This is a genomic window from Morganella sp. HMSC11D09 (genome assembly GCF_001807955.1).
GTDB classification, from domain to species: Bacteria; Pseudomonadota; Gammaproteobacteria; order Enterobacterales; family Enterobacteriaceae; genus Morganella; species Morganella morganii.
In genome coordinates, this window is the sequence record NZ_KV791659.1 from 20,608 (window position 1) to 45,412 (window position 24,805).

Below are 24,805 nucleotides of genomic sequence, written 5' to 3' on the forward strand. Positions count from 1 at the left end.
GTGGTACAGAAAGTGGCGGATGGTGTGAATAACTTCACCTATACCGCGCAACTGGTCGATACCAACGGTAACCCGATCCGTCAGGCGGATCTGGTGGTGAAATGGACACAGGATAAGGGCAATGATGTCGTGTTGTCTGCTGAGACCAGTAAAACCAATGCGGACGGTAAAGCAACCATCACGCTGACCTCGACCACCAAAGCCGTTGATACCATCACCGTGAGTGCGCAGTATGAAAGCACCGCGAAAGTGGCGGCGGATAAGACGGTCAGCTTTATCTATAACCTGACATCCGCACACGTCAGTACTGTGACGCTGAAAGATGATGTAACAGAGAAAATTGCCGATGGTGTGAATACCTTTACCTACACTGCACAACTGGTGGATGGCAATGGTAACCCTGTCCGTCAGGCAAATCTGGATGTGAAATGGACGCAGGACAAAGGCAGTGATGTCACGCTGTCAGCGGCAACCACTAAAACGGATGTCAACGGTCAGGCGACGGTCACCCTGAAATCAACCACCAAAGCGGTGGATACCATCACGGTGAAAGCGCAGTACAAGGAAACCACCGAAGTTGCGGCGAATAAGACTGTCAGCTTTATCTATAACATGGCGTCAGCCAAAGTCGGTACGGTGAAACTGACCGGTGATGTGGTGCAGAAAATTGCTGATGGGGCAAATAACTATACCTTCACGGCGCAGTTAGTTGATAACAATGGTAACCCGATCCGTCAGGCTGATCTGGTGGTGAAATGGACGCAGGATAAGGGCAATGATGTTGCGCTGTCGGCCACAACCAGTAAAACGGATGCGGACGGTAAGGCTGTTATCACCCTGACCTCCACCAAAAAAGCCGTTGATACCATCACCGTGAGTGCGCAGTACGAAAGCACGCCGGTTGTGGCAGCCGATAAGACGGTCAGCTTTATCTATGACCTGGCGTCAGCGCATGTCAGTACGGTCGCGCTGGGCGGTACAGTGACAGAAAAAGTCGCGGATGGCGTGAGTTACTTCACTTACACCGCACAACTGGTGGATGTGAATAACAACCCGATCCGTAAAGCAGACCTGGATGTGAAATGGACGCAGGATAAAGGCACGGATGTGACGCTGTCGGATGTAACCAGCAAAACGGATGCCACCGGTAAAGCGACGATTACCCTGACTTCCACCACAAAAGCGGTCGATACCATTACCGTGAGTGCGCAGTATGAAAGCACCGCGAAAGTGGCAGCGAATAAAACCGTCAGCTTTATCTATAACCTGACATCCGCACACGTCAGTACTGTGACGCTGAAAGATGGTGTGATTGAGAAAATTGCCGATGGCGTGAATACCTTTACCTACACTGCACAACTGGTGGATGGCAATGGTAACCCTGTCCGTCAGGCAAATCTGGATGTGAAATGGACGCAGGACAAAGGCAGTGATGTCACACTGTCAGCGGCAACCACTAAAACGGATGCTGACGGTCAGGCGACTGTCACCCTGAAGTCAACCAAAAAAGCGGTGGATACTATCACCGTGAAAGCTCAGTATCTGGATACCACCGAAGTTGCGGCAGACAAGACGGTCAGCTTTATCTATGACCTGGCGTCAGCCAAAATCGGTACCGTGAAACTGACTGGTGATGTGGTACAGAAGGTGGCCGATGGTGCGAACAACTTCACCTACACCGCTCAGGTGGTGGATGCTAACAACAACCCGGTACGCAAAGCGGATCTGGTGGTGAAATGGACGCAGGACAAAGGTAACGATGTCGCGTTGTCAGCAGCGACCAGTAAAACGGATGCTGATGGCCGGGCAACCATCACCCTGGTTTCCACCACAACAGCGGTCGATACCATTACGGTGAGTGCACAGTATGAAAGTACGCCGGTTGTGGCAGCCGATAAGACGGTCAGCTTTATCCATGACCTGACGTCAGCACATGTCAGCACAGTGATCCTGGATGGTGATCTGGTTGAGAAAGTGGCAAACGGTACGAACAACTTTACCTATACCGCGCAGTTAACGGACAGTCACGGCAACCCGATACGCCAGGCGAATCTGGATGTGAAATGGACGCAGGATAAAGGTACGGATGTTGTGCTGTCAGCGACAACCAGTAAAACGGATGCTGAGGGCCGGGCAGTTATTACGCTGAAATCGACGACCAAAGTGGTTAAAGATATCACTGTGAAGGCTCAGTATGCTTCGACTGCTGAAGTGGCAGCCAATAAGACGGTCAGCTTTACTTATGACCTGGCATCAGCGCACATCGGTAAGGTAACGCTGGATGGTGATCTGATTGAGAAAGTGGCAAACGGCACCAACATCTTTACCTATACCGCACAGCTGGTGGATGCCAATAACAACCCGGTCACACAGGCGGATCTGGATGTGAAATGGACACAGGATAAAGGCAGTAATGTCATCCTGTCAGCGGCAACCAGTAAAACGGATGCGACCGGTAAAGCGGTTATCACGCTGAAATCGACCACCAAAGCGGCTTATGATATCAGTGTCAGTGCTCAGTACCTTGAGACCGCACAGACTGCGGCTGACAAAACCGTCAGCTTCACAGCGGATCTCGCAACGGCGCACATTGCATCGGTCAATCTGAAAGGGGAAGTCACCCGTAAAGTGGCCAACGGGACAAATACCTTTATATTTGTTGCCACGGTACTTGACGGGAACGATAACCCGGTAAGGGATGTCGCGCTCACCTGGGAGGGCAGTGCACCAACAACCACAACACTGACCGCGGCTGCGCCGAAGACGGGTGTTGACGGAACGGTGGAAGCCACACTGACGAGTTCGATGACACCAACGTATGACATTGTTGTTTCGGCCAAAATGGACGGACAGAACAAGGTTAATGCAAATCTGACCGTGTCTTTTGAAGAGTTGTTCAAGAGTACAATCACCGTTGTGGATGCCGGTAAAACAGGTACCGTGGTTATTCGGGGAGCGAGAATTGAAATCTATTCCGAGAATAAAGGTGAAAAACTGGTTGATGAGCTGACACCGTCCAGCGGTAAGATTCAGGTTGAACTGGTGGCAGGACGGTATGCGATTGTTATTACGAAAGATGGCTTCAGAACCTATGATGATTTCATTGAGATTCGCTCAGGTCTCGATCTTAATTACCAGTACGGTCTGATCCAGATGGGTAATAATGATGCCAAGATTATTGTCCAGTGGCTGGAAAATAATCCGAAGGATCCGGATGCCTATATTAAAGTGCCTGACGGAACGGTGGTCTTCCGTGGTAAGAAAGATTATGACGGGGTACATCTCGACAGGGATAACACATCCGCTCCGGGTCTTGAAACGATTACCATCGAGAAGTTTAAGCCGGGCACCTATACCTATGCTCTGGAATGCTACAATTGTACCTGGTCAAACTTTAATAATACCGATACAAAAGTATCAGTACATATTAATGACCGTGTAACGCTGGCATCGGGAACCGCACCTGATACTTATGTTGAATCTCCGCGGAATGCCTCAGGTACGAGCACCAAATTCTGGCGTGTACTTGAAGTTAATGTGGACAGCAATAACGTGGTCAGTGTGAGACTGTTGCAGACATACTCCTCTGCCATGTAACGCAGAAGATTGGTAATGATAAAATAAGCCGTTCAGACCACAGGATAATACGTGATCTGTATCTCATAATCTGATACGACGGTAATATAAGGAAAAGCTCCGGTATGACAGCCGGAGCTTTTTATTTTGTGTGAACAGAGGAATAACATTGGTATCAGCGAAGCAGGTGTGAGCAATCCCGGTGAGCATATAGTATTTCAGATATTCAGATAGTTTTTCCCGGCAGATATACATTTATTCAGAGCAGCAGATTTATATCAGATGATAATACTGGGTGACGGGATTTAATAAGTGAAATACGCGTTTTTATACTACTAATCCGGAATGGAATACCACGGATAATGATAGTTACCAACGCAATAATTTGTTAATAATTAGTGTGTTACAATGGTGTTTTTGTGAAAAAACATAATGAATGTGTAACAGAGTGCTTCAAACGTAATCGCGAGAGGAGTGGGGGGGATATTTAGGATAAATCGTATTTATTGTGTAAAAACAGTCACTTCAATTTAACTTACTGATGTAATTAGTAAATTTGACTTATTATGCTATTTTTTGGGTATGAATAAATTTTTATTGATAGGTTTAATCTATTGTTCGATTTGAATGGAGAGGTGAATAAAAATTTGCACACACCGCCATAAGTCATTTACTCTTTACATGAAAATAAAATAACTTATATAAAGAAGGTTATTAACGATAACAGGTAAATGGCGACAAAATGATCTTCGCGATCGTCTTGTAATACCAATTTTCCCGGCGATAAGAAAAAGAAATACAGCTGACATATCAGTGACGATAATGTTTATCCGTACACAGGATAGCAGAGAGCATTAATCTCTGCCGCTCTGATATTGTTATCAATAAAATAGTTAACTACTTAACAAAATGAATGCTGAAAATAGCATTTTTACTCTCACGTGGAGTGAAAATGTATTATCATGCTTATCTTTTTTAACTGAAGAAGGAGGTGTCTTAAACAGGCATGCAGTATATTAGTTTATCTTTTCAGTGATTATCATTATTTCACATGGCATATAAAACAGAATGCATATTGTTTTATTTATAATAAATAGTAGTCAGAGTGTAATGTAGTCGTCAGGAGGATTTGTGATTAAAAATATTCATCCTATTTCCAGCGTAATAGGCCAGGCTCTTAAAAATAAACGCCGACAGCTCGGGTTATCCGGTATTGAACTTTCAAAAATCTTAAGTATCAGTCAGCAACAGATCTCCCGTTATGAAAGAGGCGTGAATTGTTTTAACCTGGATATGCTTATGCGCTATTTTGCTGCTCTTCAAATGACACCAAACGATGTTAATAATTTATTCTCGGTATTAGGAAGCTATTACCATCATAAGGTCGGAGAGCATGAAGGAAGAATAGAACAATCGTACTATAATGATTACGGAAAATGATTTAAACAATAATAAAGTATATTTATACAGAAATAATGCATAAAACCATTATGATGGGGATATCGTCGGTACTTATTGATAAATTATTTTATCATCATTAACTCTGAAAATCCGGGACCGGGACATATTTATGTTTATGTCATATAAAAAATTTAATATGAAAAAAATAAGATTATATCTGCTGTTTTCCTTACCGTTTATTTTTCCGGTTTCAGTTGCAGTATCCTCTGCATCAAAACCGGTGGTCAGACAATCTGAGCCGGTAATATCGGAAACAATAGAGGGTATAGGGGCAGTTGTCGCCGTGTCTCCGGATGATCTCAGAAACCGCTTTTTATCCGGCAGACGGGGCATGCCGTTTCCGATGGATCTGACCACACTGCCGGAGCCTGCCGGAAAAGTGCCGCCCGGCAGCCGGATCCCGCACAGTGATGTGTTCAGTACATTACCGGCGGTTCCGGTGCAGCGCGATGAATCCGGTGATCAGTTTTACTCGGATGAGATCGCCGGTGCCTGGCAGGCATTCTTCGATAACAACGGGTACGATGTACAAACCGGATTCGGCGGTGACCTGGAAAAAGATCTGAAAAATAATCAAAAAAATAACTTATTAAATACCAGCAGTTATATGGTTATCTATGATGAGAAACCATAGGTTTATCTTATGCAGTTCTGTTCAGATGTATTTGTTGTCACTTTAAACCTGAACATCAGGAGGAACTATGATTTTTGATGATATGAAAACTGATTTGGCAAATATAATGAAAAAATTTGTTAAACAGGATTGTGATATTAAATATCACTATGACGGTGATAACGTCGTGTTTTATATCGATGAAGAGAATGGTGTGCATATCCAGATCAATATAAATTGTATCAGTGATGTGCCGGTATACCAGTAAGCATAAAGACGCTGAACGAATGAAAATACATTTGTATTTATACAGTCTCTGGTTTCTCTGGGGAGGAGTACTGATAGCGATTATCTCTTCCGGGAGAAAATTGTATTTTCATATGAGCATCTATTTTTTGCTTCTCTTTGTATTATTTTTCATCACAACAGGAAGGCGTTTTTTTATGGCATTATTCAGACAAGACGATAAAAAAGATAAAGCAGAACCCGTAAAAGCGGAACCGGTAAAAGCAGAACCGGTAAAAAATGAACCAGCCGGTAAAAGTATTACCATTGTGGGAACCGGCTGTGAAATAACCGGCGATATGACTCCCGGGGGGAATATTGAAATATACGGGAAAGTGAAAGGGAATATCAATGCCGGTGCTTTTAAAGTTTCTGTTATGGAAAAAGGCGTTATTGAAGGTGATGTGACTTCGGAGCATGTTTCAATCAATGGTCTTATGATGGGCACCTGCTGTGCTAAAAATACGGAAATTTTACAAAAGGGCGAACTTAATGGCGTGTGCCGCGCTGAAGCATTTTCCATTATTACCGGCGGGCGTTTTACCGGCCAGTCCGAACCTTATAAGAGTAATAAAGTAAACCCTGATATCGTTGTTGCCGGTAAAGAAAAGACAATAAATCAAAAATAATCTTTACCCCGGCACACTGTTAACGGATAAAGGAAAAATGAAAATATATTCCCGGATTTTGATAGCGCTGCTTTTTATCCCGTTACTTTGTTCTGCGGGGACGCCGCCGCAAAATGTTGAGCTGCTGAGTATAAAAGCAGGGCAGGGAGAGACAAATGCTCAGTTTTTACTGGGAACGTTGTATCTCACCGGACGTTACGGTGTGAACAAAGATATTGAAAAGGGAAAGTATTATTTGCTTATTGCGGCCGGAAAAGGCGATTCAGATGCAAAACGTTTTTTGGCGCTTCAGTATTATAATGAAAAAAACTATTTTGCATTTCTTAATCTGTTTTCTGAGTATTGCCTGGATATTATTGAACAGAACCCTGACTGATAATAAACAGAGACTAAAAAGGCTTGTATTAACTGCAAGCCTTTTTTATTTATGAACCGGCATTCAGACTGGATTTTTTCTTGATTGAGCGGAATGCGCTCAGTTTGATATCACTGCATACCTTCCCGAGTTTTATCGTCAGGCTGTTTTTCATATAAATTTTAATATCATTGTCCATGATGCTTTCATTTTCCCGCAGGAAATTAAACTCATTCATCACTTCACTGTATTTTCCGGATAATACACGGTAATCATTGGCATTCGTTTTACGCAGCAGATACATATCATCAATACAGCTGTCGCTGGTGGAATTCTGTGCCGGAGCAGGGAGCAGTTTTACCGGCACGGCCGCAGGTTGCGCGGGCTGAGAGGCCATTTGCCGTGATGGGGTGGTACAGCCGGACAATGTGGTCAGTAATCCCGAAATCAGAATTAATGTTTTAAAACGCATGATAACTCCTCTGGCGGGTATATATTGTATCTGATTTTAAAAACAGAGAGGGCTATACATTAAAGTATGTCTGCGGTGTTTGTATATGAATAGAGTGTGACGAAATAAACATAATATTATCGTGTTTTTATTGGGTATTTGGCAATAAATATACCAATGGTTATGTTTTTTATTATTAAATTTGTCGTAACGCAATATAAGCAATTCCTGGTGCAGAGGATATGATTACATACACGTTATAAGAGTGATAATAAGCATCATAGTATATATATAACCGGTATTTCCCTGCAGAGTAAATAAAAATATGTTCCCGCTGTGCTCTGTTATGTCGTGACAGGAAACAGTCTTTTCCAAAACGGAAAACGTCCTTTTACCAATCATCAGTAGGGTAAGGAAAAACAGATAGTTACAATCCCGCAGATGACTTTCTGACGGGGATAGTGTGATGCTTAAATATGTGATTTTCAGCTTCTGGATTGTGCTGATGTACCCGCTAGGGGTGGATTTGCATCTGACCGGTATTCCGCAGATTGCCGTGGATCTGAATGCCCCGGAAAGCTCGCTGCATACAGCATTCTCCATATATCTTGCCGGAATGGCGGCCATGATGCTGATTGCCGGATGGTGTGCTGACCATATCGGGCGCAGACCTGTGGCACTGGCTGGTGCCGTTATTTTTTGTCTGGCTTCGGTAGCTGCCGGGTCCGCTGTCACCACCGGGTTTTTCCTCGGCGCCCGTTTTGCCCAGGGCGCCGGTGCCGGGTTCTGCTATGTGGTGACGTTTGCCCTGCTGCGTGATGTCCTTCCCGGCCCGGCACGGACAAAAGTCCTCTCTATGATGAACGGAATTACCTGTATTGCGCCGGTGCTGGCGCCGGTAATTGGTTTTCTTATCCTGCTGTATTTTCACTGGTCTGTGATGTTTTACTTTTCTGCGGGCTATGCATTGGTGAGCATTATTTTCTGTCTGTTCTTTATTAAAGAGACCCGGCCGGATAAACACACGGCGGAAACAGCGGCAGCAGCCGGAGACGAACAGCCGGAAGGTTTTCTGAATGCTTTTTTCCTGACACGACTGGTGATTTCCTGCCTGGGAATGGGCGTGATCCTGACTTATGTGAATGTATCGCCGATTATTCTGATGGGACAAATGCAATTTACATCCGGTCAGTTTTCAGCGGCGATGGCGTTGCTTGCCATGGTCAGCATGAGTGTCTCTTTTTCCATGCCGAAAATTATCGCTGCCTTCAGCAGTGATGCCATTTTATATACCGCGCTGGGCTTGTTCCTGCTCAATGCCGCGCTGCTGGGAATATTTTTGTCCGGTGCGGAATACACGCTGATACTGATTATTGTGTTTGGCTTGTGCGGTGCCGGCTTTTCACTGATGTTCGGGATTATCATGAGTCAGGCGCTGTCGCCGTTTGCAAAACGTGCCGGTGTGGCCAGTTCTGTGCTGGCCATTGCCCAACTGAGTTTTGCCTCACTCTATATCCGGCTGATGGCCGCCGCGGAAACCGGCGCGGTGGCAATGCTGCTGATTATTCTGCTGACAACCGCGTTGGCGGGTGCGATATTACTGAGACGATATCCTGTCAGCAGCGGAAACCGCCGGGCGCTTTATGAATAAATCACTGCACCGCCTCGATTTAAATCTGCTTATCATCCTCCAGTATCTGCTGGAAGAGCGGAGCGTGAGCCTGGTTGCGGCCCGGCTGGCAGTGACCCCTTCGGCGGTCAGTAAAGCGCTGACCAAACTGCGTACCTGGTTTGATGATCCGCTGTTTATCCGCAGTCCGCAGGGGTTAATACCGACACCGCTGATGCTGCGTCTCGAAGGCGTGCTGCCGGAATTTCTGCATACTGCCAAATCAGTGGCGGAGATCCGCGACAGCGATAACCCGAAAGGGGTTCAGTTCCGTCTGCTGATGGAAGAACCGCTGAACCTGATCATGCTGCATGATCTGGCGGTCACGATCCTGAATCACTATCCGGAGTCGGCGGTCAGTATCCGTGACTGGGATTATAACTCACTCAGTGAGGTGATTGCGGGAGAGGCGGATATCGGGCTGCTCGGGCGTGAAAGCTACCCGAAGTCGCGGGAGAGCATCAGCGCGATCCCGGATATTGTCAATTTTGATCTGCTGTTCACAGACAGGCCGCTGGCGTTTATCCGGCGCGGACATCCGCTGCTCAGTGAGGCGTGGACAATCAGTAATCTGATCAAATACCCGCATATCAGTACGGAATATGCTAACCGGATCCCGTGGGCGCTGGATGATTTGCTGCATGATCTCGGTTATTCGCGGCAGATCCGGCTCTCTTATTCTTCTTTTGAACAATCATTGCAGATGGCCGCGCATCCGGGACATGAACTGATCACCTGTGCACCGGGCTACTGCCGCCACTATGTGACGAAATTTCAGCTGGATCTGGAGTGCCGCCCGCTGCCGTTTGATGAGTCGTTTTACCGGCAGCTGGATATTCCGTTTCTGATGCTCTGGCATAAACGCAACGCGCATAATCAGAAAACCCGCTGGCTGCGGGAACAAATCCGGCAGAGTGTAACGGCGTTTACCGGGGAATAAAAAAAGGCATCCGCCCCCGGATGCCTTTGGGTACAACAACTGAACAGCGGACTATTCAGCGGTTCTGGTACTGGTGCGGATCAGGTAATCAAAGGCACTGAGTGATGCTTTGGCCCCTTCGCCTGCCGCGATAATAATTTGTTTGTACGGCACGGTGGTACAGTCACCGGCACCGAACACCCCTTTAATGCTGGTTTCGTTACGGGCATCGACCACAATCTCACCCATCGGGTTCAGATCCAGTGTTCCTTTCAACCACTGCGTATTCGGCAGCAGGCCAATCTGAACGAAAATCCCGGCCAGTGTCAGTGTGTGAAGCTCACCGGATACGCGATCTTTGTACTGTAAGCCGGTCACTTTGCTGCCGTCGCCGAGCACTTCGGTGGTTTGTGCATTCACAATGATATCCACGTTTGCCAGGCTGCGTAATTTCTGCTGTAACACCGCATCGGCTTTCAGTTCCGGGGCAAATTCCAGCAGGGTGACGTGTTCCACCACACCGGCCAGGTCGATAGCCGCTTCCGCGCCGGAGTTACCGCCGCCGATCACTGCCACAGATTTCCCTTTGAACAGCGGGCCGTCACAGTGCGGGCAGTAAGTTACCCCTTTGGTGCGGTATTCCTGCTCGCCCGGAACGCCCATGTTACGCCAGCGGGCACCGGTACTGATAATGACGCTGCGCGCTTTCAGTGTCGCACCGGACGCAGTCTGTAACTGATGCAGGCCGCCTTGTTCTGTGGCCGGGATCAGTGCGGTGATGCTCTGGTTATCAATCACATCTGCAGTGTAATCTTCCACATGCACTTTCAGTGCCGCCGCCAGTTTTGCGCCTTCGGTTTTCGGCACGGAGATATAGTTTTCAATATCCACGGTATCCAGCACCTGGCCGCCGAAACGCTCACCGATAAGTCCGGTACGGATCCCTTTACGGGCGGCATACACGGCAGCGGATGCCCCGGCAGGGCCGCTGCCGACAATCAGCACTTCATACGGCGCCTGCTGATTCAGCGCATCGGCTGCGCGTTTACCGGCGTTGCTGTCCACTTTATTGACGATTTCCGCCAGTGTCATACGGCCCTGACCGAACTCGTTGCCATTCAGGAAAACCGCCGGCACGCCCATGATATTGCGTTCGGTGATCTCATTCTGAAACAGACCGCCGTCAATGGCCGTGTGTGTGATATCCGGATTAAGCACCGCCATCAGGTTCAGTGCCTGCACCACATCCGGGCAGTTATGGCATGAAAGTGAATAATAGGTCTCAAAATGGAATTCACCTTCCAGATTACGCACCTGATCCAGTAATTCCTGTGCTTCTTTCGACGGATGACCGCCGACTTGTAACAGTGCTAACACCAGTGAGGTGAATTCATGACCCAGCGGGGAACCGGCAAAACGGATACCCTGAGTCTGTCCCGGATTTACAATCAGGAATGAAGGCTTGCGTGCAGACGCGCTGTTATCTTCGCGAACAGTAATCTTCGGCGATAACTCAGCGATTTCCTGTAATAATGTCCTGATTTCACCGGACTTAGCACTGTCGTCAAGGGTTGATACCAGCTCAACCGGACGGGTTAATTTTTCGAGATACGCTTTAAGCTGCGCTTTCATTGTGTTATCGAGCATGATTATTCCCTTAAAAAATCGGGTGCAATGCACCCGATAACAGTAAATAAGAAAGAAGACGGAGAGGGGGTCTTAAATTTTACCGACCAGGTCCAGTGACGGAGACAGAGTCGCTTCACCTTCTTTCCATTTTGCAGGACAGACTTCACCCGGATGGCTGGCAACATACTGAGCCGCTTTTACTTTACGCAGCAGGTCAGATGCGTCACGGCCGATACCTTCAGCGGTGATTTCAATCGCCTGGATGATACCCTGCGGGTCAACAACGAACGTACCGCGGTCAGCCAGACCTTCCAGTTCACGCATATTTTCGAAGTTACGGGTCAGTGCGCCGGTCGGGTCACCGATCATGGCATATTTGATTTTGCCGATGGTTTCTGAGCTGCTGTGCCATGCTTTGTGGGTGAAATGGGTGTCAGTGGAGACAGAGTAGATGTCCACGCCCATTTTCTGGAATTCGTCGTAATGGTCAGCCAGGTCGCCTAACTCAGTCGGGCAGACAAAGGTGAAGTCAGCAGGATAAAAGAAGAAAATGCTCCATTTGCCTTCGGTGTCTTTTTCGGTGACTTCGATGAATTCACCGTTTTTGAATGCCATGTTTTTGAAAGGTTTGATTGGGGTATTAATTAAAGACATAGATGATTCCTCCTGTTTCGTTGAAAATAACAATACGGGAAGCTACGCGGGGAAGCCAATGGCTTGCTGCTATCGATGTGATAGGTTTTATCTAACGATGGGTTTATTTTAATAGTTTACAGCGCCAAAACGGCAGATATTGCGCACGGACAATAAGATCGCATTCCTGTTTGAAAATGCATTCAATCAGGGGGATGATTGTTAAGATATGTATGAATAAAGATGAACAAAAAATTAGTGGCGTGATGACGTTTCAGCTTTCATTTTAAGGTCGCTGTGTTTATTATGCCCTCTTCTTTTTTTGACGGCGTAACTGGTTTTGGGCATTGGCCATAAGTAGACCAATCTGCTTTAACAGTCTTTTTTCAGTTACGGTTCTATCTGCATGACCTCCGGGATAGAGTGAATAGCATAAATGACTGAGACAACCTCTCTGACACCACTTGTCACCCTGAAAGGGCTGAGCAAAAGCTTTGATGACAAGAACATAATTAAGCATTTCGACCTCACAATTAATCATGGTGAGTTCGTCACCATTCTGGGTCCGTCCGGGTGTGGTAAAACCACGGTTTTACGGTTAATCGCCGGGCTTGAGGATGCGGATGAAGGCACTATTATGCTCGGCGACCAGGATATTACCCATATCCCCGCTGAACAGCGCCATATCAACACTGTTTTCCAGAGTTATGCCCTGTTTCCGCACATGACGGTCTTTGAAAACGTCGCGTTCGGGCTGCGCATGCAGAAAACCCCGGAAAATGAAATCACACAGCGCGTGGAAGAAGCCCTGAAAATGGTGCAGCTGGAAGATTTCGCCGGGCGCAAACCGGGTCACCTTTCCGGCGGACAACAGCAGCGTGTTGCCATTGCCCGTGCGGTGGTGAATAAACCGGAAGTGCTGCTGCTGGATGAATCCCTCTCCGCGCTGGATTACAAACTGCGCAAACAGATGCAGAGTGAACTGAAAGCCCTTCAGCGTCAGCTGGGGATCACGTTTGTGTTTGTCACCCATGACCAGGAAGAGGCGCTGACCATGTCTGACCGTATCATTGTGATGCGTGACGGCAGGATCGAGCAGGACGGCACACCGCGTGAAATCTACGAAGAGCCGAAAAACCTGTTTGTGGCGCAGTTTATCGGCGAGATAAATATCTTTGATGCGGATGTTCTGCACCGGATCGATGAACAGCGGATCCGCGCAAATGTCGAGGGGCACGAGTGTGATATTTACACCACCCTGGATGTCACACCGGGGCAGCGGGTGCATGTGCTGCTGCGTCCGGAGGATCTGCGCGTTGAAGAGATCCATGATAATGAGCCGATTGCCGGGCTTATCGGCTATGTCCGCGAGCGCAACTATAAAGGAATGACGCTGGACTCCGAAGTGGAGATGGAAAACGGCAAACGGGTGATGGTCAGTGAGTTCTTTAATGAGGATGATCCGGATGTGGATCACTCACTGAATCAGAAGATTGCGGTGACGTGGGTCGAAAGCTGGGAGGTGGTGCTGGGCGATGAAAATGACGCGTAAACCATTCCAGACTATCGTGATCACGGGGATTGTCGCCTGGTTACTGCTGTTTGTTTTCCTGCCCAATCTGATGATCATCGGCACCAGTTTCCTGACACGCAATGACGCGAATCTGGTCGATATGGTCTTTACCCTCGACAATTACCGCCGCTTGTTTGACCCGATGTACGCACAGGTAATGCTGCACTCGTTCAATATGGCGGTGATTGCCACGGTCTGCTGCCTGCTGATCGGCTATCCTTTTGCGGCGTTTATTGCAAGGATGCCGCAGAAGTACCGGCCACTGATGTTATTCTTGCTGATAGTTCCGTTCTGGACAAACTCGCTTATCCGCATTTACGGGCTGAAAATATTCCTCAGCACGCGCGGCTATATGAATGAGTTTTTATTATGGACCGGACTTATCGATAAACCCTTTAAGCTGATGTATACCTCTGAAGCGGTGGTGCTCGGGCTTATCTATATTCTGCTGCCGTTTATGGTGATGCCGCTTTACTCCAGTATTGAAAAGCTCGACAAATCTTATCTGGAGGCGGCGCGGGATCTGGGGGCAAATAAATGTCAGACCTTCTTCCGCATTATTCTGCCGCTGACCATGCCGGGTATTATCGCCGGTTGTCTGCTGGTACTGTTACCGGCGATGGGGCTGTTCTATGTGGCGGACCTGATGGGCGGGGCGAAAAACCTGCTGATTGGTAACGTGATAAAAAGTCAGTTCCTGAACATCCGTGACTGGCCGTTTGGTGCGGCAACCAGTATTTTCCTGACCGCAGCGATGGGGCTGCTGCTGTATGTCTATTACCGTGCGGCAAAAATGTTAAATAAGAAGGGTGAACTGGAATGATAGGACGCCTGTTACGCGGTGGTTTTATGACCATCATCTATGCTTATTTATACATCCCGATTGTCATTCTGATTGTGAACTCCTTTAACTCATCCCGTTTCGGGATCAACTGGCAGGGGTTCACGACTGACTGGTACAGTACACTGGTCAATAATGACAGCCTGTTGCAGGCGGCGGGTCATTCACTGACGATGGCGATTCTGTCTGCCACATTTGCCACGGTTATCGGTTCACTGACAGCGGTGGCACTGTACCGCTACCGGTTCAAAGGAAAACCGTTTGTCGGCGGCATGCTGTTTGTGGTGATGATGTCACCGGATATCGTGATGGCAATCTCCCTGTTGGTACTGTTTATGATCCTCGGGGTGTCGCTCGGTTTCTGGTCATTGTTGTTCTCGCACATTACCTTCTGCCTGCCGTTTGTGGTGGTCACGGTCTATTCGCGGCTGAAAGATTTTGACGTGAAAATGCTGGAAGCGGCACGGGATCTGGGCGCCGGGGAATTTACCATTCTGCGCAAGATTATTTTACCGCTGGCGTTACCGGCGGTGATTGCGGGCTGGCTGCTGAGCTTTACCCTGTCGATGGATGACGTGGTGGTTTCCTCATTTGTTACCGGGCCGAGCTATGAAATTCTGCCGCTGAAAATCTATTCGATGGTAAAAGTCGGGGTTTCACCGGAAGTGAATGCGCTGGCCACGATTTTAATGGCACTTTCGCTGTTTATGGTCATCATCAGTCAGCTTGTGCTGCGTGACCGCTCACACAAACAGCAGTAACCTTTCTGTTACCGGCGCGGTCTTCAGCGGATCCGCCGGTTTATTTTGTGAATAATCCCGTATTGCCGCAGAATTTTCAATTCTGTTACCGTTTTATGACGTAATCGTTGCTTTACCCCCCGCTTTTCCGCTTTTATAATTGCTCTGCGTAATTAACAAAGGGGGCGTTACCGCCTGTGATATTCACTGATTAACCCGGGTTGAGGGAAACACTGAAATGAAAAAGTGGTCCTTACTGCTTGGTGCCGGCATTCTGGCAGCGGGCTTGAGTTCAGCATCAGCAGATGACAGTAAAACACTCTATTTCTATAACTGGACGGAATATGTTCCGCCGGGGCTATTAGAGCAGTTTACCAAAGAGACCGGAATCAAGGTGATTTACTCCACCTATGAATCCAACGAAAGCATGTACACCAAACTGAAGACCTATAAAGACGGGGCTTATGACCTGGTGGTGCCTTCAACCTATTTTGTCGCCAAAATGCGTCACGAGGGGATGCTGCAGAAGATCGATAAATCAAAGCTGAGTCACTTTGATAATCTGGATCCGAATCTGCTGCACAAACCGTTTGATCCTGAAAATGATTACTCGATCCCGTATATTTGGGGGGCAACTGCTATCGGGATTAACGGTGACGAGATAGATCCGTCATCTGTGACCTCCTGGGCCGATCTGTGGAAACCGGAGTACAAAAACAGCCTGCTGATGACCGATGATGCCCGCGAAGTGTTCCAGATTGCCCTGAGCAAACTGGGTTATTCAGCAAATACCACCGACCCGGCTGAAATTGAGCAGGCGTATAAAGAGCTGCAAAAACTGCGTCCGAATATTTTAGCGTTTAACTCCGATAACCCGGCCAACCCGTTTATGGAAGGGGAGGTGAATGTCGGGATGATCTGGAACGGCTCCGCTTATGTGGCGCGTCAGTCCGGCCTGAATATTGATGTTGTCTGGCCTGAGGAAGGCGGTATCTTCTGGATGGACAGTCTGGCTATCCCGGCTAATGCCAAAAATCCGGAAGGCGCACATAAGCTGATTGATTTCCTGCTGCGTCCGGAAATTGCGGCACAGGTCGCACAGACTATCGGGTATCCGACCCCGAACCTGGCGGCGAAAAAACTGCTCCCGGCTGAGATTGTGAATGACAAATCACTTTATCCGGATGAGGAAACTATCCGCAAAGGGCAGTGGCAGGATGATGTGGGTGACGCCAGCGTGCTTTATGAAAGCTATTATCAGAAGCTGAAAGCCGGTCGTTAATGTTACTGACGATAAAAAAAGCACCTTCGGGTGCTTTTTTTATGCCTGCAATAAAGTGACATAACCAAAATGATTTCATTGTAATGAAATTTTTGTGAAGTATGACATCGATATTAAACTAAATTTAAATATTACGTCATAATTAAAACGAAATTATTCATAACTTTTAGTATTTCGCGAGAAATACTTTGTTTTTATTTGAAATTTTAATATATAAAAAATATATCTTTTAAGTAATTTTACTTAATTGAATTTACGACTTATAGAGAAAATAGGCAGACATTATGGAAACTTCCGACTTTTATGCAGTCTTAGGCCACAGAATCCAATCAAGACGTAAAGAACTCGGGATTGTTACGGTTAAATTAGCGCAAAAACTGAATATCAGTCAGCAGCAATTTAACCGTTACGAACGCGGTGTCAGTAAAATCAGTCTGCATCATCTTATTGAATTATCTGAATTATTATATGCGCCGGTCGAATGGTTCCTCAGTGGTAAAGCTGAAGCATCAGAACATCCGCATGAACCGCATATTCAGATGCGTTCAAATCAGTTCAGAGCAGAAACAGTATTACTGAACGGCAAACAATTTATTTAAATCAAGATATTTTTTCTGTTGTTATCAATTCTGATACGACAGGCATTATCAGCTAAACGCAGTAAGCCAGTCATCTTTGTTATTATTCTGGTCAAAATCAGCGGAAAGTACATCCGGTGCTAATCCCAGCTGTTTTTGATTCACCATCTTAAGAAGGTATTGTTGGTAAAAGGCATAATAGTTCACAGCTTCGCCGCCAACCTGGCTTACTGATTTGCACATTTCCGTATCAGAATATTCCGGATTTTTAATTAACTTATTTTCAACAGTAATTAATAACTTTATTTTTTCTTGTATATTATTTCCGGTATTGTAGCCATCAATACCTACTAACTCCATTCCCCGATAAATATCTTCCTTTTTATTATAATTAGTCATAAGCCAGTCATGCAATCGTTTGGCTTTTTCATTATTTTCGTCAGGGTTAATATCCGCCTTTCCGGCTGTCATTTCTGTTCTCATATTTATTGTCATTTTTTGTATAATTATAAATATTCACCGGAGATATCCGCCGGGCTATCCGGAACAACACGGGCATTTATTTGTGTTATTTTTTCACGGGCAAACGTTTCCGGTGTCAGATAAAGTAATTTTTTTCCGGTACGTAATATGATGTTACGACTGAAATGAAAAGAAACCGGTACAGTGAAATCCGGATATTCAGTCATTTCTTTTTTAAGCTCAGCCGGCAGGATTAATTCACATTCACTCTCCGCGGCAAACTGTTCAAGCAACTGATGAATCAGCTGAAAACGTATTTTTGTATCATCAAAAAATGCAGTCAGCTCTTTTTCCAGACCGGAAACTGCAACGGCGAGGTTTTGGTGAATGACAGATTTATACTCATTCACCACACGCATCAGTTCCGGCATCGTCTGTGCCAGCCCCTGCTGAAAACCGGCATCAAATCCGGTTTTGCGATGTTGTTCTGCAGTATCTTCCGCCTGTTTTATCAGGCGGGCAGCGTGCTGGTTTGCCTGCCGGGTCAGGTTACTGAGGCGGCAGAGGGCAGAGACATGGCGATCTTTAATCAGCACACCGTGTCTGATATGTGACAGCAGGGAATCAGGCAGTGAACGGCACATAATGTAATACCAAAGGTAAAAGTGAATCGGGCAGATGCGGAAGCCGGATGTCTGCCGGTGACAAGGATGCATCCGTCATCAGCTGAAAGCGGGCTGCCAGCGCAGGAGAAAAACCGGATAATAACTGTGTCATGGCAATCTGGCCGGGCAGGACTGCCGGAATATCCGGCTGTTTGTCTGCTTGTGGCCACTCCGGCAGTGGCAGTACGGGGCTCAGAGATAAAAATGCCTGTTGTGATAAATCCGGCACGGTATTATCCGGCAGGCCATAAGCATGGCGGATGAACATATCCAGGTAACAGCTGACGGCCGGAAGCTGCTGCCAGTGGCGCATCAGCGGGATAACCAGCGGGGAGAACAGATCAAAATCCCTCTCACGCGGCAGCCGGTAGTGATCCATAATAGCTGCGTTCTGCATTCTGCGGTAAGACGCCGATTGTGCTGCCGGCGGCAATCCGCTGAATAAGCGGCTGCTGTGCAGATAATCCGCCGGCTGGTACATCACCCGCGTGACCGCGCCCTGTATATCAAACCGGTCATTCATGCTGTTTTACCTTCCGCCGCATCAGAAATGCCCGTAATTGTGCACGGCAGAAATAACCGGCCGCTGCCAGCATTATTCCTGCCGGAAACAGCAGAAAAAGCGGGGACAGTCCGGCTGCTTCCGGCTGAGGCGGCAGATCAATAACCGGTTTCCCGGGATACAGAAGGACAGAAACGGTTTCTTCGGTCAGCCCGTTAAAGGCATTCATCACAAATGTCTGAATATCCCGGGTGAATTGTGTTTCATCTTCAATACCGGAATGGTAGATCAGCACAGAGGCGCGGGGTGTTTCCGGTTTTTTCCGGGAGTTTCCCGGGCCGGACAGCGGATAACTGAGGTGAACACGGGCTCCGGTAACCGCATCAAATGAGAGCAGCGATTGCTCCAGCCGTTGTTCAATGGCCGAAATCAGGCGGGCTTTTTCTGACTGCGGAGAGGCAATCAGTGAATCTGACGGAAAGATCCCGGCAATCTCAATCCGCTCATTACTGGGCAGGTGATATTCCTGCAAAATATGAATGGCCTGACGGCTCTGTTCTTCCGGTACTGAAATGGTAAACAGCCCTTTTCCCTGCGGGACTTTTACTGCCTGAATCTGGTGTTTATGCAGTGCAGCCAGCACTTCATTCGACTGACGCTGATTCAGCGACGACAGAATCGTACCTTCTTTACAGCCGCCGAGCAGCAGACTTATTCCGCTTATTATTAATATAAATATTATCTTGTGCATCACTGACCTTTAATTACGGTATCTGCAGCATTCAGGGTCAGATGCAGCATACGGGAATAAAAACTGATCTCGGTATGCCATTTGGCCATTACGGCCTGGTTTTCCAGCATCATCATGACATCACTGGTGGCCGGGGCTGTTTTTCCCGTGCTCAGTGCTTGTGTTTTCCGGCGCAGGTCTTTTTTTGCGGTTCCCGGTAATATCAAATTCTGATGAGCTGACTGCTCACGGTCATTGAGATCAGCCAGTAATTCAGTGATCCCGGTGATCGTTGTGACAGGTAAAATCCGGTTAAATGATGACATCATACAATCCTTGTTATGGTTAATGGCAGGCGGGTAACCTGCCATTTTTACGTCATAAATCAGCGCATATTGCCGATTGGTGTTGAGAGGTTTTCTTTATGCTGGCGGATCATTGCTGAAAGTGCCGAGCACTTTATATTCAGCGATGAGGAACAGGCCTGCAGCATTGCCATATCGTAGGCATTGGCTGTGTCTTTATTGCCAGACTGTAAATTATTCATCAGCGTATTCAGTTTCACATTATCTTCATGAATCGGTGATTTGAATTGTTTTAGCAGGGTGGTAAATGTTATTGCATCATTTTTATTTGCTATATCAGGCATAAATATCCTTATTTATTAGTCAGAGGTGAATTGTGTATGACTATCAGACAGGTGAATATAATTTACTGAGCCATATACTCCCGGCGGTGTATCACGGTATGGCATTTCCCTGTACTGTACCAGCGTGTTTCCCGGCGCTGAGAATATCGTGGTGTTGATATCCTTTATAATATTGTCTGTTTCCTTATCCCTCCTTTTTTCGCCATAAATGATAATGTTGTCACCTGATTTTTCTACAGAGTATCTGATTAATAGATGGCTGAATCTGTTATTTATTAACTTGATTATATCATTGAGTGAAAAATGTTGTATGGCAATGTCTTTTCTGAATATATCCGGGATGGTTAATAGCGTTTTTTTATCATCACGGTGTATATATGTAATCTCTTTTTTATGATGAAGAACATTAATCAGGATGATATCACCATCATTTATTTTTAATTTTGATTTATTTATTATGTGAATTTTATAGCCAGGCATTTTATTTCTGATGATATTAATTAATTTTTCATCAGAGGATAAAATAAGGATGTCATTTCCGTTAATGATGTAATTATTGTCTTTAATGTACTGACTTATAATATTTTTGCTATCTATAGCAGCCGGATTTCCATTTTTATTGCTATCGTACTGAAAGAGCATAAATCCGGTTACCGGTATGATAAATAACAAAAGTATTACAGACAGAAGATAGCGCGGGACAGCGCGCCTTGTTGTTTTCTCATATAACATGATGTTTTTACACCATTTATCCTGCTGTTTTTTTATGGCGAAAAGGACTTTCCCCTGAAAAATAAAGGGGGCGTTATAATTGATTTCTTGTATTACTAATTCACCATCACAGGTTTTAAAAGAGACGTGATAGTTGTTTTCATATAACTCTGCTTCTGTTTTTTCAGGCAGTGGTTCTGCACCTGTGAGATTCAGGTTAATCAGGTCGTCGTCATGGTTAATTGTACTGTTGATGCAGTATCTTCCGGATGGAATGGTTATTTCTTCCTTTGGTTCCTTATCGGAAATTGTTATCAGGGTATAAAGGTTTTGCATCAGTGTATCCCGGTCATTAAATCATAAGTATAATAATTTAAATTTATAGTGTATTCTTGGTATTCAAATGGTAGTTAGTTTTATAAAAAAATGGTAGTAAAAGATAGTGTAATGTCTTAAATTCATCACTAAATTTTAGTTCGTTCAGTAACAGTTTGCTGTTTTACAGATAGTTATTATCTATGCTGATACAAGGATGGTTTAATTTATATGAAAAAGGAAAGTCAGATATATATTTATAATGATATATATAAAGTGAATGGATGCGGAGAAAACAGTCAGGCTGACTACTGCTTTCCGCTGTCGAAATGTATAAAACTACTGGCATTTATAGATTGCCATTATCATTTATCCCGGGCAGATAATAATGAAGTTGCGGATAACAAGGTTTGTCCTGATTATGAGATTATTTTTCCGGTTCAGGGGGATGCAGACAATCCGGAATACCGGATTGTCTGTGAAATACTGAATGAAAATAGTGTAATAAAAACATTTTTTAATACACTGCGCCACTCTGAGCATTACTGGCTGGTGAAACACCTGATCAGCGCAGCGGATTGCAAAAACAGTAATATCAGGGATATCAGTCAGCGTTACGGGTTATCCGGTACTCACTTCAGACGCCTGTGCCAGCGCTATATCGGCAATCAGAGTAAATACCAGTTACGTCACTGGCGCGGCGTGGCATCAGTGCTGGATATCCTGGTAAAAGAGCATTCACTGACCCGGATCGCGGCAGATAACGGCTACTGCTCGGCATCGCATTTCTCAAATGAAATCAAAATATTATTTGGCATGTCTCCCCGGAAAATAAGGAATTTAAATCATGCGGTTAAAAAATAGCACTGGGGGGGTGTTCTGCCTTTTTTTCTGCCTGTTTTCTTTGCCGGTCATGGCGGAACAAACACTGTTATACGAAAAAAAACCGCCGCAACAGGCGCAGTATGTAGCGAAAGAAACACGGCTGGATCATTTTTTTGATGCGCTGGCAGGAAAGCTGGATGTCATAATTATTTCGTCTGATGCGGTGAAAAAGAAGAAGATCTCCGGCACTTTTGATTTATCCGATCCGCAGGCGGCGCTGTCGCAGATGCTGAAAACCATGGCGCTGGTGTCATACCGGGAAAACCGCACACTCTATATTTACAGCAGCAATGAAGTTGAATCTTCCATGCTGACGCTGAATGCGGTAACCCGCAATGAACTGACGACTTTTCTGAAACAAACCGGGCTGTTTGATGCGCAATACCCGCTGACATCTGACCGGCAGCAGCGGATTTTGTATGTAACGGCTCCCCCGCGCTATCTGGCACTGATCCGTTCTGCGGCGGACGCACTGGAGGCACAGTACAGTGTACAGGAGCAGGGAATTACGCCGGAAGATGAGCATATTCAGCTGGTTAAGCTGGAACATAGTTTTGTGCAGGACCGGGAAATTACCTCACGGGGGAAAAGCCTGATACTCCCGGGAGTGGCGTCCGCATTGCGGGAGTTACTGGATTCCGGACCTGCGGCAAAAACCGGACTGGTACCGCAGGATGCTGGACAGGACGATATTCAGCCGGCTGAAACTGTCTGGCTGGGCGGTGAGCGGGTGCGGATTGTGCCGCTGCAGGGGGAAAACAGCCTGCTGTTAAAAGGGAACCGTAATGCACTGCACTTAATCAATCAGCTGATCAGGCAACTGGATACTGCCAAACCGCAAATCGAGTTATCACTGTGGATTATTGATGTATCAAAAAATGAAGCTGACCAGCTGGGGATCAACTGGCAGGCAGATTACGGTACAGGAAAAATGAAAGTGGCTTTTAATTTCAGTGAGCTTAATCAGTTCACCGGTTTTTCTTTTTTCAGCAAGATCAGAGCATTGTCCGCAAAGGGACAAGCCAATATGGTGTCCCGTCCGATTATTCTGACTCAGGATAACACCCCGGCGATTTTTGATAATAACACCACATTTTACAGCAAGTTACAGGGCGAGAGAACATCATCTCTGGAAAGCATCACTTACGGCACAAAGGTGAGTGTGACACCGCGGATCGCCAATCAGCGGAAATCCGTGGAGATGATTATTGAGCTTGAAGACGGCGCACAGAAAAAGGACGCTGACGGAGCAGGCGGTGAAGATGCCCTGCCGGTGATTAACCGCACGAATATCAGCACAATAGCCAGGGTCGCACAGGGAAATACACTGCTGATTGGCGGCTACACGCGGGAAAATACCCATCGCCATAACGATAAAATTCCGCTGCTGGGTGATATCCCGCTGGCAGGGCGGTTGTTTCAGTTTGAATCAGTGAAGACAGAAAAAATGGTCCGGCTTTTTTTGTTGCAGCCCCGTATTCTGCAACAGGATTTTTTCAGCGATACAGAAATTACCGGACATATTCCGTTTAATTATGAGAATAAACAAGGTATTAAGATGATTCAAAAACTGAAGCAGGACTATTGATATGATAAATGGTTTACCCGGCGCACCGGTGTTCAGTCCGTTTGCGGCACCACAGAAACAGCAGAATAATGCTGCAGCAGAACAGCGCCCGGCGGAAAACCAGACGGAAAACCATGCCGAGCAGATGATGGATGTGATGGATGATATGGCCATGGCACTGTCACAATTTAACCGGCGGCAGTACGGAAAAGAGGATTACATCAGCCAGTTACCGGCATCAGAGCAGAAAAACAGTGCTGAGGGTGCGGAAACAAAACTGGACCGGGTCGTTAAGTGGTTTGCTGCTTCCGGGCGCTCAGTTCGTGAGTTTCTCGATTATGTGCGCAATTTATTTCCGGATCCCAGTGATTATGTCATGGCACTGCGTTCCCTGTTGCGCAAACTGCCGTTTTCTGCGGAGGAAGCCGCCGAAATTGATGCAGAAATTGAGCAGTTACTCCACGGAGAATTTGCACAGGAAACCCGCGCAGGGATCAATATCGCACTGAAAATCCGCCAGTATGTACCGGTAACACTACTGGATTGCGCGCAGCTGAGAATGGTATACCGCAGTTATATCAGCTGGAAATTCGACATACTGTATCTGTGGAAAGTGTGGCTGGAGCAGTACCGGAAAAGCCGGGTCAGAAGCCTGCTGTGTTATGTCCGTGACTCGCTGGTGTGTGACATGGCGGCAGCACTGCCCAGTTGCAGCCATCACAGTGAGTTCGGGGAACTGACAGCCCGTCTGCATACCCTGAATCAGCTGATTTCCCTGAATGATATGTTTCATCAGAAAATTACGTCTCTGAACTGCGCGGAACCGGTACTGGCGGATGAGCAGCGGCTGAACCAGCTGCTGATTTCTGGGCTGGGTGACGCGGAAGCATTTCAGTCAGAAACAGAATCGTTACTGGCGGCGGCAGAAAATGACAAAAACAGACCGCTTATTTTACAGCGCCTGATTGTGATTTTTGGTGAGATACCGGATGTCCTTTTTCTGCAGGAGGCAGGCAAAGAGCAGGTGGTTTCTTTTCTGAAAGCCCTTATGAGCAAAACTATTAATATCTTATAACTTTCACCGG

26 protein-coding genes are annotated in these 24,805 nt (G+C 46.5%); 16 read left to right on the plus strand and 10 right to left on the minus strand.

The window, feature by feature from the left end; genetic code table 11:
- The 6 genes from HMPREF3119_RS02225 to HMPREF3119_RS02250 all read left to right on the plus strand — a co-directional run.
- Positions 1 to 3,597: Ig-like domain-containing protein (locus HMPREF3119_RS02225; RefSeq protein ID WP_210388492.1), on the plus strand; the 3,597-nt coding region annotated here is incomplete at its 5' end.
- 1,110 nt (positions 3,598 to 4,707) lie between these two features.
- Positions 4,708 to 5,016, plus strand: a complete 309-nt coding sequence (locus tag HMPREF3119_RS02230; RefSeq protein WP_004241177.1) for a helix-turn-helix domain-containing protein — start codon at positions 4,708 to 4,710, stop codon at positions 5,014 to 5,016.
- A 352-nt stretch (positions 5,017 to 5,368) separates the two neighbouring features.
- Positions 5,369 to 5,671 (plus strand): hypothetical protein, encoded by a 303-nt coding sequence (locus tag HMPREF3119_RS19615; protein ID WP_225310128.1) that lies wholly within the window; start codon positions 5,369 to 5,371, stop codon positions 5,669 to 5,671.
- A gap of 67 nt (positions 5,672 to 5,738) precedes the next feature.
- Positions 5,739 to 5,918, plus strand: a complete 180-nt coding sequence (locus tag HMPREF3119_RS02240) for a hypothetical protein (protein ID WP_004241178.1) — start codon at positions 5,739 to 5,741, stop codon at positions 5,916 to 5,918.
- 175 nt (positions 5,919 to 6,093) lie between these two features.
- Positions 6,094 to 6,564, plus strand: a complete 471-nt coding sequence (locus tag HMPREF3119_RS02245; protein ID WP_062772050.1) for a bactofilin family protein — start codon at positions 6,094 to 6,096, stop codon at positions 6,562 to 6,564.
- A 37-nt stretch (positions 6,565 to 6,601) separates the two neighbouring features.
- Positions 6,602 to 6,940 carry a tetratricopeptide repeat protein gene (locus HMPREF3119_RS02250; RefSeq protein WP_004234764.1) on the plus strand — a complete coding sequence of 113 codons (339 nt, stop codon included), beginning with the start codon at positions 6,602 to 6,604 and terminating at the stop codon, positions 6,938 to 6,940.
- Between the two features lie 49 nt (positions 6,941 to 6,989).
- Here the strand turns inward: HMPREF3119_RS02250 and HMPREF3119_RS02255 are convergent, their stop codons facing one another.
- Complete coding sequence (locus HMPREF3119_RS02255; protein ID WP_004234767.1) at positions 6,990 to 7,391, minus strand: hypothetical protein; 402 nt, start codon at positions 7,389 to 7,391, stop codon at positions 6,990 to 6,992.
- 445 nt (positions 7,392 to 7,836) lie between these two features.
- Here HMPREF3119_RS02255 and HMPREF3119_RS02260 point away from each other — a divergent pair, with 445 nt between their 5' ends.
- Entirely contained in the window at positions 7,837 to 9,021 is a 1,185-nt protein-coding gene (locus tag HMPREF3119_RS02260; RefSeq protein ID WP_062772047.1) for an MdtL family multidrug efflux MFS transporter, read from the plus strand.
- The gene (gene yidZ / locus HMPREF3119_RS02265; protein ID WP_032099010.1) at positions 9,014 to 9,979 is read left to right on the plus strand and encodes an HTH-type transcriptional regulator YidZ; all 966 of its coding nucleotides are present in this window, start codon (positions 9,014 to 9,016) and stop codon (positions 9,977 to 9,979) included. Before HMPREF3119_RS02260 ends, yidZ begins: the two co-directional genes overlap by 8 nt.
- 51 nt (positions 9,980 to 10,030) lie before the next feature.
- Here the strand turns inward: yidZ and ahpF are convergent, their stop codons facing one another.
- Positions 10,031 to 11,605 carry an alkyl hydroperoxide reductase subunit F gene (ahpF, locus tag HMPREF3119_RS02270; RefSeq protein WP_024474354.1) on the minus strand — a complete coding sequence of 525 codons (1,575 nt, stop codon included), beginning with the start codon at positions 11,603 to 11,605 and terminating at the stop codon, positions 10,031 to 10,033.
- A 72-nt stretch (positions 11,606 to 11,677) separates the two neighbouring features.
- Positions 11,678 to 12,241, minus strand: coding sequence for an alkyl hydroperoxide reductase subunit C (gene ahpC / locus HMPREF3119_RS02275; RefSeq protein ID WP_004234783.1), 564 nt, complete (start codon positions 12,239 to 12,241; stop codon positions 11,678 to 11,680).
- 415 nt (positions 12,242 to 12,656) lie between these two features.
- Here ahpC and potA point away from each other — a divergent pair, with 415 nt between their 5' ends.
- The 5 genes from potA (at position 12,657) to HMPREF3119_RS02300 (ending at position 17,255) form a co-directional block, all read left to right on the plus strand.
- Positions 12,657 to 13,772: a spermidine/putrescine ABC transporter ATP-binding protein PotA gene (gene potA / locus HMPREF3119_RS02280; protein ID WP_004234784.1), complete on the plus strand. Its 1,116-nt coding sequence runs from the start codon at positions 12,657 to 12,659 to the stop codon at positions 13,770 to 13,772.
- Complete coding sequence (gene potB / locus HMPREF3119_RS02285) at positions 13,756 to 14,616, plus strand: spermidine/putrescine ABC transporter permease PotB (RefSeq protein ID WP_004241187.1); 861 nt, start codon at positions 13,756 to 13,758, stop codon at positions 14,614 to 14,616. The genes potA and potB overlap by 17 nt, the downstream gene beginning before the upstream one ends.
- Entirely contained in the window at positions 14,613 to 15,395 is a 783-nt protein-coding gene (potC, locus tag HMPREF3119_RS02290; protein ID WP_004234794.1) for a spermidine/putrescine ABC transporter permease PotC, read from the plus strand. The genes potB and potC overlap by 4 nt, the downstream gene beginning before the upstream one ends.
- Before the next feature lie 217 nt (positions 15,396 to 15,612).
- A complete protein-coding gene (gene potD / locus HMPREF3119_RS02295) occupies positions 15,613 to 16,656 on the plus strand; it encodes a spermidine/putrescine ABC transporter substrate-binding protein PotD (RefSeq protein ID WP_004234795.1) in 1,044 nt (347 codons plus the stop codon).
- A gap of 284 nt (positions 16,657 to 16,940) precedes the next feature.
- On the plus strand, positions 16,941 to 17,255 hold the full coding sequence (locus HMPREF3119_RS02300) for a helix-turn-helix domain-containing protein (RefSeq protein WP_032099012.1): 315 nt from the start codon (positions 16,941 to 16,943) through the stop codon (positions 17,253 to 17,255).
- Positions 17,256 to 17,303: 48 nt separating this feature from the next.
- Here HMPREF3119_RS02300 and HMPREF3119_RS02305 read toward each other — a convergent pair whose 3' ends face one another.
- Genes HMPREF3119_RS02305 through HMPREF3119_RS02335 form a run of 7 tightly spaced genes read right to left on the minus strand, consistent with a single transcriptional unit; the run spans position 17,304 to position 21,289 of the window.
- Positions 17,304 to 17,717 (minus strand): hypothetical protein, encoded by a 414-nt coding sequence (locus tag HMPREF3119_RS02305; RefSeq protein ID WP_004234797.1) that lies wholly within the window; start codon positions 17,715 to 17,717, stop codon positions 17,304 to 17,306.
- A gap of 23 nt (positions 17,718 to 17,740) precedes the next feature.
- Complete coding sequence (locus HMPREF3119_RS02310; RefSeq protein ID WP_004234798.1) at positions 17,741 to 18,340, minus strand: hypothetical protein; 600 nt, start codon at positions 18,338 to 18,340, stop codon at positions 17,741 to 17,743.
- Positions 18,321 to 18,884 (minus strand): hypothetical protein, encoded by a 564-nt coding sequence (locus HMPREF3119_RS02315; RefSeq protein WP_004234800.1) that lies wholly within the window; start codon positions 18,882 to 18,884, stop codon positions 18,321 to 18,323. The genes HMPREF3119_RS02310 and HMPREF3119_RS02315 overlap by 20 nt, the downstream gene beginning before the upstream one ends.
- Positions 18,877 to 19,614 (minus strand): type III secretion system inner membrane ring lipoprotein SctJ, encoded by a 738-nt coding sequence (gene sctJ / locus HMPREF3119_RS02320; RefSeq protein WP_004234802.1) that lies wholly within the window; start codon positions 19,612 to 19,614, stop codon positions 18,877 to 18,879. The genes HMPREF3119_RS02315 and sctJ overlap by 8 nt, the downstream gene beginning before the upstream one ends.
- Positions 19,614 to 19,922, minus strand: a complete 309-nt coding sequence (locus HMPREF3119_RS02325) for a hypothetical protein (protein WP_123805108.1) — start codon at positions 19,920 to 19,922, stop codon at positions 19,614 to 19,616. The genes sctJ and HMPREF3119_RS02325 overlap by 1 nt, the downstream gene beginning before the upstream one ends.
- Before the next feature lie 56 nt (positions 19,923 to 19,978).
- Complete coding sequence (locus tag HMPREF3119_RS02330; RefSeq protein ID WP_004234804.1) at positions 19,979 to 20,242, minus strand: hypothetical protein; 264 nt, start codon at positions 20,240 to 20,242, stop codon at positions 19,979 to 19,981.
- 15 nt (positions 20,243 to 20,257) lie between these two features.
- Positions 20,258 to 21,289, minus strand: coding sequence for a hypothetical protein (locus HMPREF3119_RS02335; RefSeq protein ID WP_070578265.1), 1,032 nt, complete (start codon positions 21,287 to 21,289; stop codon positions 20,258 to 20,260).
- A gap of 255 nt (positions 21,290 to 21,544) precedes the next feature.
- On the opposite strand from HMPREF3119_RS02335, the gene HMPREF3119_RS02340 reads away from it, so the two are divergent.
- The 3 genes from HMPREF3119_RS02340 to HMPREF3119_RS02350 are packed head-to-tail and all read left to right on the plus strand — an operon-like array spanning position 21,545 to position 24,795.
- Positions 21,545 to 22,132 carry a helix-turn-helix domain-containing protein gene (locus tag HMPREF3119_RS02340; protein ID WP_223302421.1) on the plus strand — a complete coding sequence of 196 codons (588 nt, stop codon included), beginning with the start codon at positions 21,545 to 21,547 and terminating at the stop codon, positions 22,130 to 22,132.
- A gap of 49 nt (positions 22,133 to 22,181) precedes the next feature.
- Positions 22,182 to 23,741 (plus strand): type III secretion system outer membrane ring subunit SctC, encoded by a 1,560-nt coding sequence (gene sctC, locus HMPREF3119_RS02345; RefSeq protein WP_241006586.1) that lies wholly within the window; start codon positions 22,182 to 22,184, stop codon positions 23,739 to 23,741.
- Position 23,742: 1 nt separating this feature from the next.
- Entirely contained in the window at positions 23,743 to 24,795 is a 1,053-nt protein-coding gene (locus HMPREF3119_RS02350) for an HrpJ domain-containing protein (RefSeq protein WP_070578268.1), read from the plus strand.
- Positions 24,796 to 24,805: the final 10 nt, after the last annotated feature.

Bases quoted from the DNA above. Each gene is read 5' to 3' on its own strand.
- HMPREF3119_RS19615 (WP_225310128.1), top strand. From the start codon at position 5,369: ATGCCGTTTCCGATGGATCTGACCACACTGCCGGAGCCTGCCGGAAAA.
- HMPREF3119_RS02240 (WP_004241178.1), top strand. From the start codon at position 5,739: ATGATTTTTGATGATATGAAAACTGATTTGGCAAATATAATGAAAAAA.
- HMPREF3119_RS02245 (WP_062772050.1), top strand. From the start codon at position 6,094: ATGGCATTATTCAGACAAGACGATAAAAAAGATAAAGCAGAACCCGTA.
- HMPREF3119_RS02250 (WP_004234764.1), top strand. From the start codon at position 6,602: ATGAAAATATATTCCCGGATTTTGATAGCGCTGCTTTTTATCCCGTTA.
- HMPREF3119_RS02255 (WP_004234767.1), bottom strand. From the start codon at position 7,391: ATGCGTTTTAAAACATTAATTCTGATTTCGGGATTACTGACCACATTG.
- HMPREF3119_RS02260 (WP_062772047.1), top strand. From the start codon at position 7,837: ATGCTTAAATATGTGATTTTCAGCTTCTGGATTGTGCTGATGTACCCG.
- yidZ (WP_032099010.1), top strand. From the start codon at position 9,014: ATGAATAAATCACTGCACCGCCTCGATTTAAATCTGCTTATCATCCTC.
- ahpF (WP_024474354.1), bottom strand. From the start codon at position 11,605: ATGCTCGATAACACAATGAAAGCGCAGCTTAAAGCGTATCTCGAAAAA.
- ahpC (WP_004234783.1), bottom strand. From the start codon at position 12,241: ATGTCTTTAATTAATACCCCAATCAAACCTTTCAAAAACATGGCATTC.
- potA (WP_004234784.1), top strand. From the start codon at position 12,657: ATGACTGAGACAACCTCTCTGACACCACTTGTCACCCTGAAAGGGCTG.
- potB (WP_004241187.1), top strand. From the start codon at position 13,756: ATGAAAATGACGCGTAAACCATTCCAGACTATCGTGATCACGGGGATT.
- potC (WP_004234794.1), top strand. From the start codon at position 14,613: ATGATAGGACGCCTGTTACGCGGTGGTTTTATGACCATCATCTATGCT.
- potD (WP_004234795.1), top strand. From the start codon at position 15,613: ATGAAAAAGTGGTCCTTACTGCTTGGTGCCGGCATTCTGGCAGCGGGC.
- HMPREF3119_RS02300 (WP_032099012.1), top strand. From the start codon at position 16,941: ATGGAAACTTCCGACTTTTATGCAGTCTTAGGCCACAGAATCCAATCA.
- HMPREF3119_RS02305 (WP_004234797.1), bottom strand. From the start codon at position 17,717: ATGAGAACAGAAATGACAGCCGGAAAGGCGGATATTAACCCTGACGAA.
- HMPREF3119_RS02310 (WP_004234798.1), bottom strand. From the start codon at position 18,340: ATGTGCCGTTCACTGCCTGATTCCCTGCTGTCACATATCAGACACGGT.
- HMPREF3119_RS02315 (WP_004234800.1), bottom strand. From the start codon at position 18,884: ATGAATGACCGGTTTGATATACAGGGCGCGGTCACGCGGGTGATGTAC.
- sctJ (WP_004234802.1), bottom strand. From the start codon at position 19,614: ATGCACAAGATAATATTTATATTAATAATAAGCGGAATAAGTCTGCTG.
- HMPREF3119_RS02325 (WP_123805108.1), bottom strand. From the start codon at position 19,922: ATGATGTCATCATTTAACCGGATTTTACCTGTCACAACGATCACCGGG.
- HMPREF3119_RS02330 (WP_004234804.1), bottom strand. From the start codon at position 20,242: ATGCCTGATATAGCAAATAAAAATGATGCAATAACATTTACCACCCTG.
- HMPREF3119_RS02335 (WP_070578265.1), bottom strand. From the start codon at position 21,289: ATGCAAAACCTTTATACCCTGATAACAATTTCCGATAAGGAACCAAAG.
- sctC (WP_241006586.1), top strand. From the start codon at position 22,182: ATGGCGGAACAAACACTGTTATACGAAAAAAAACCGCCGCAACAGGCG.
- HMPREF3119_RS02350 (WP_070578268.1), top strand. From the start codon at position 23,743: ATGATAAATGGTTTACCCGGCGCACCGGTGTTCAGTCCGTTTGCGGCA.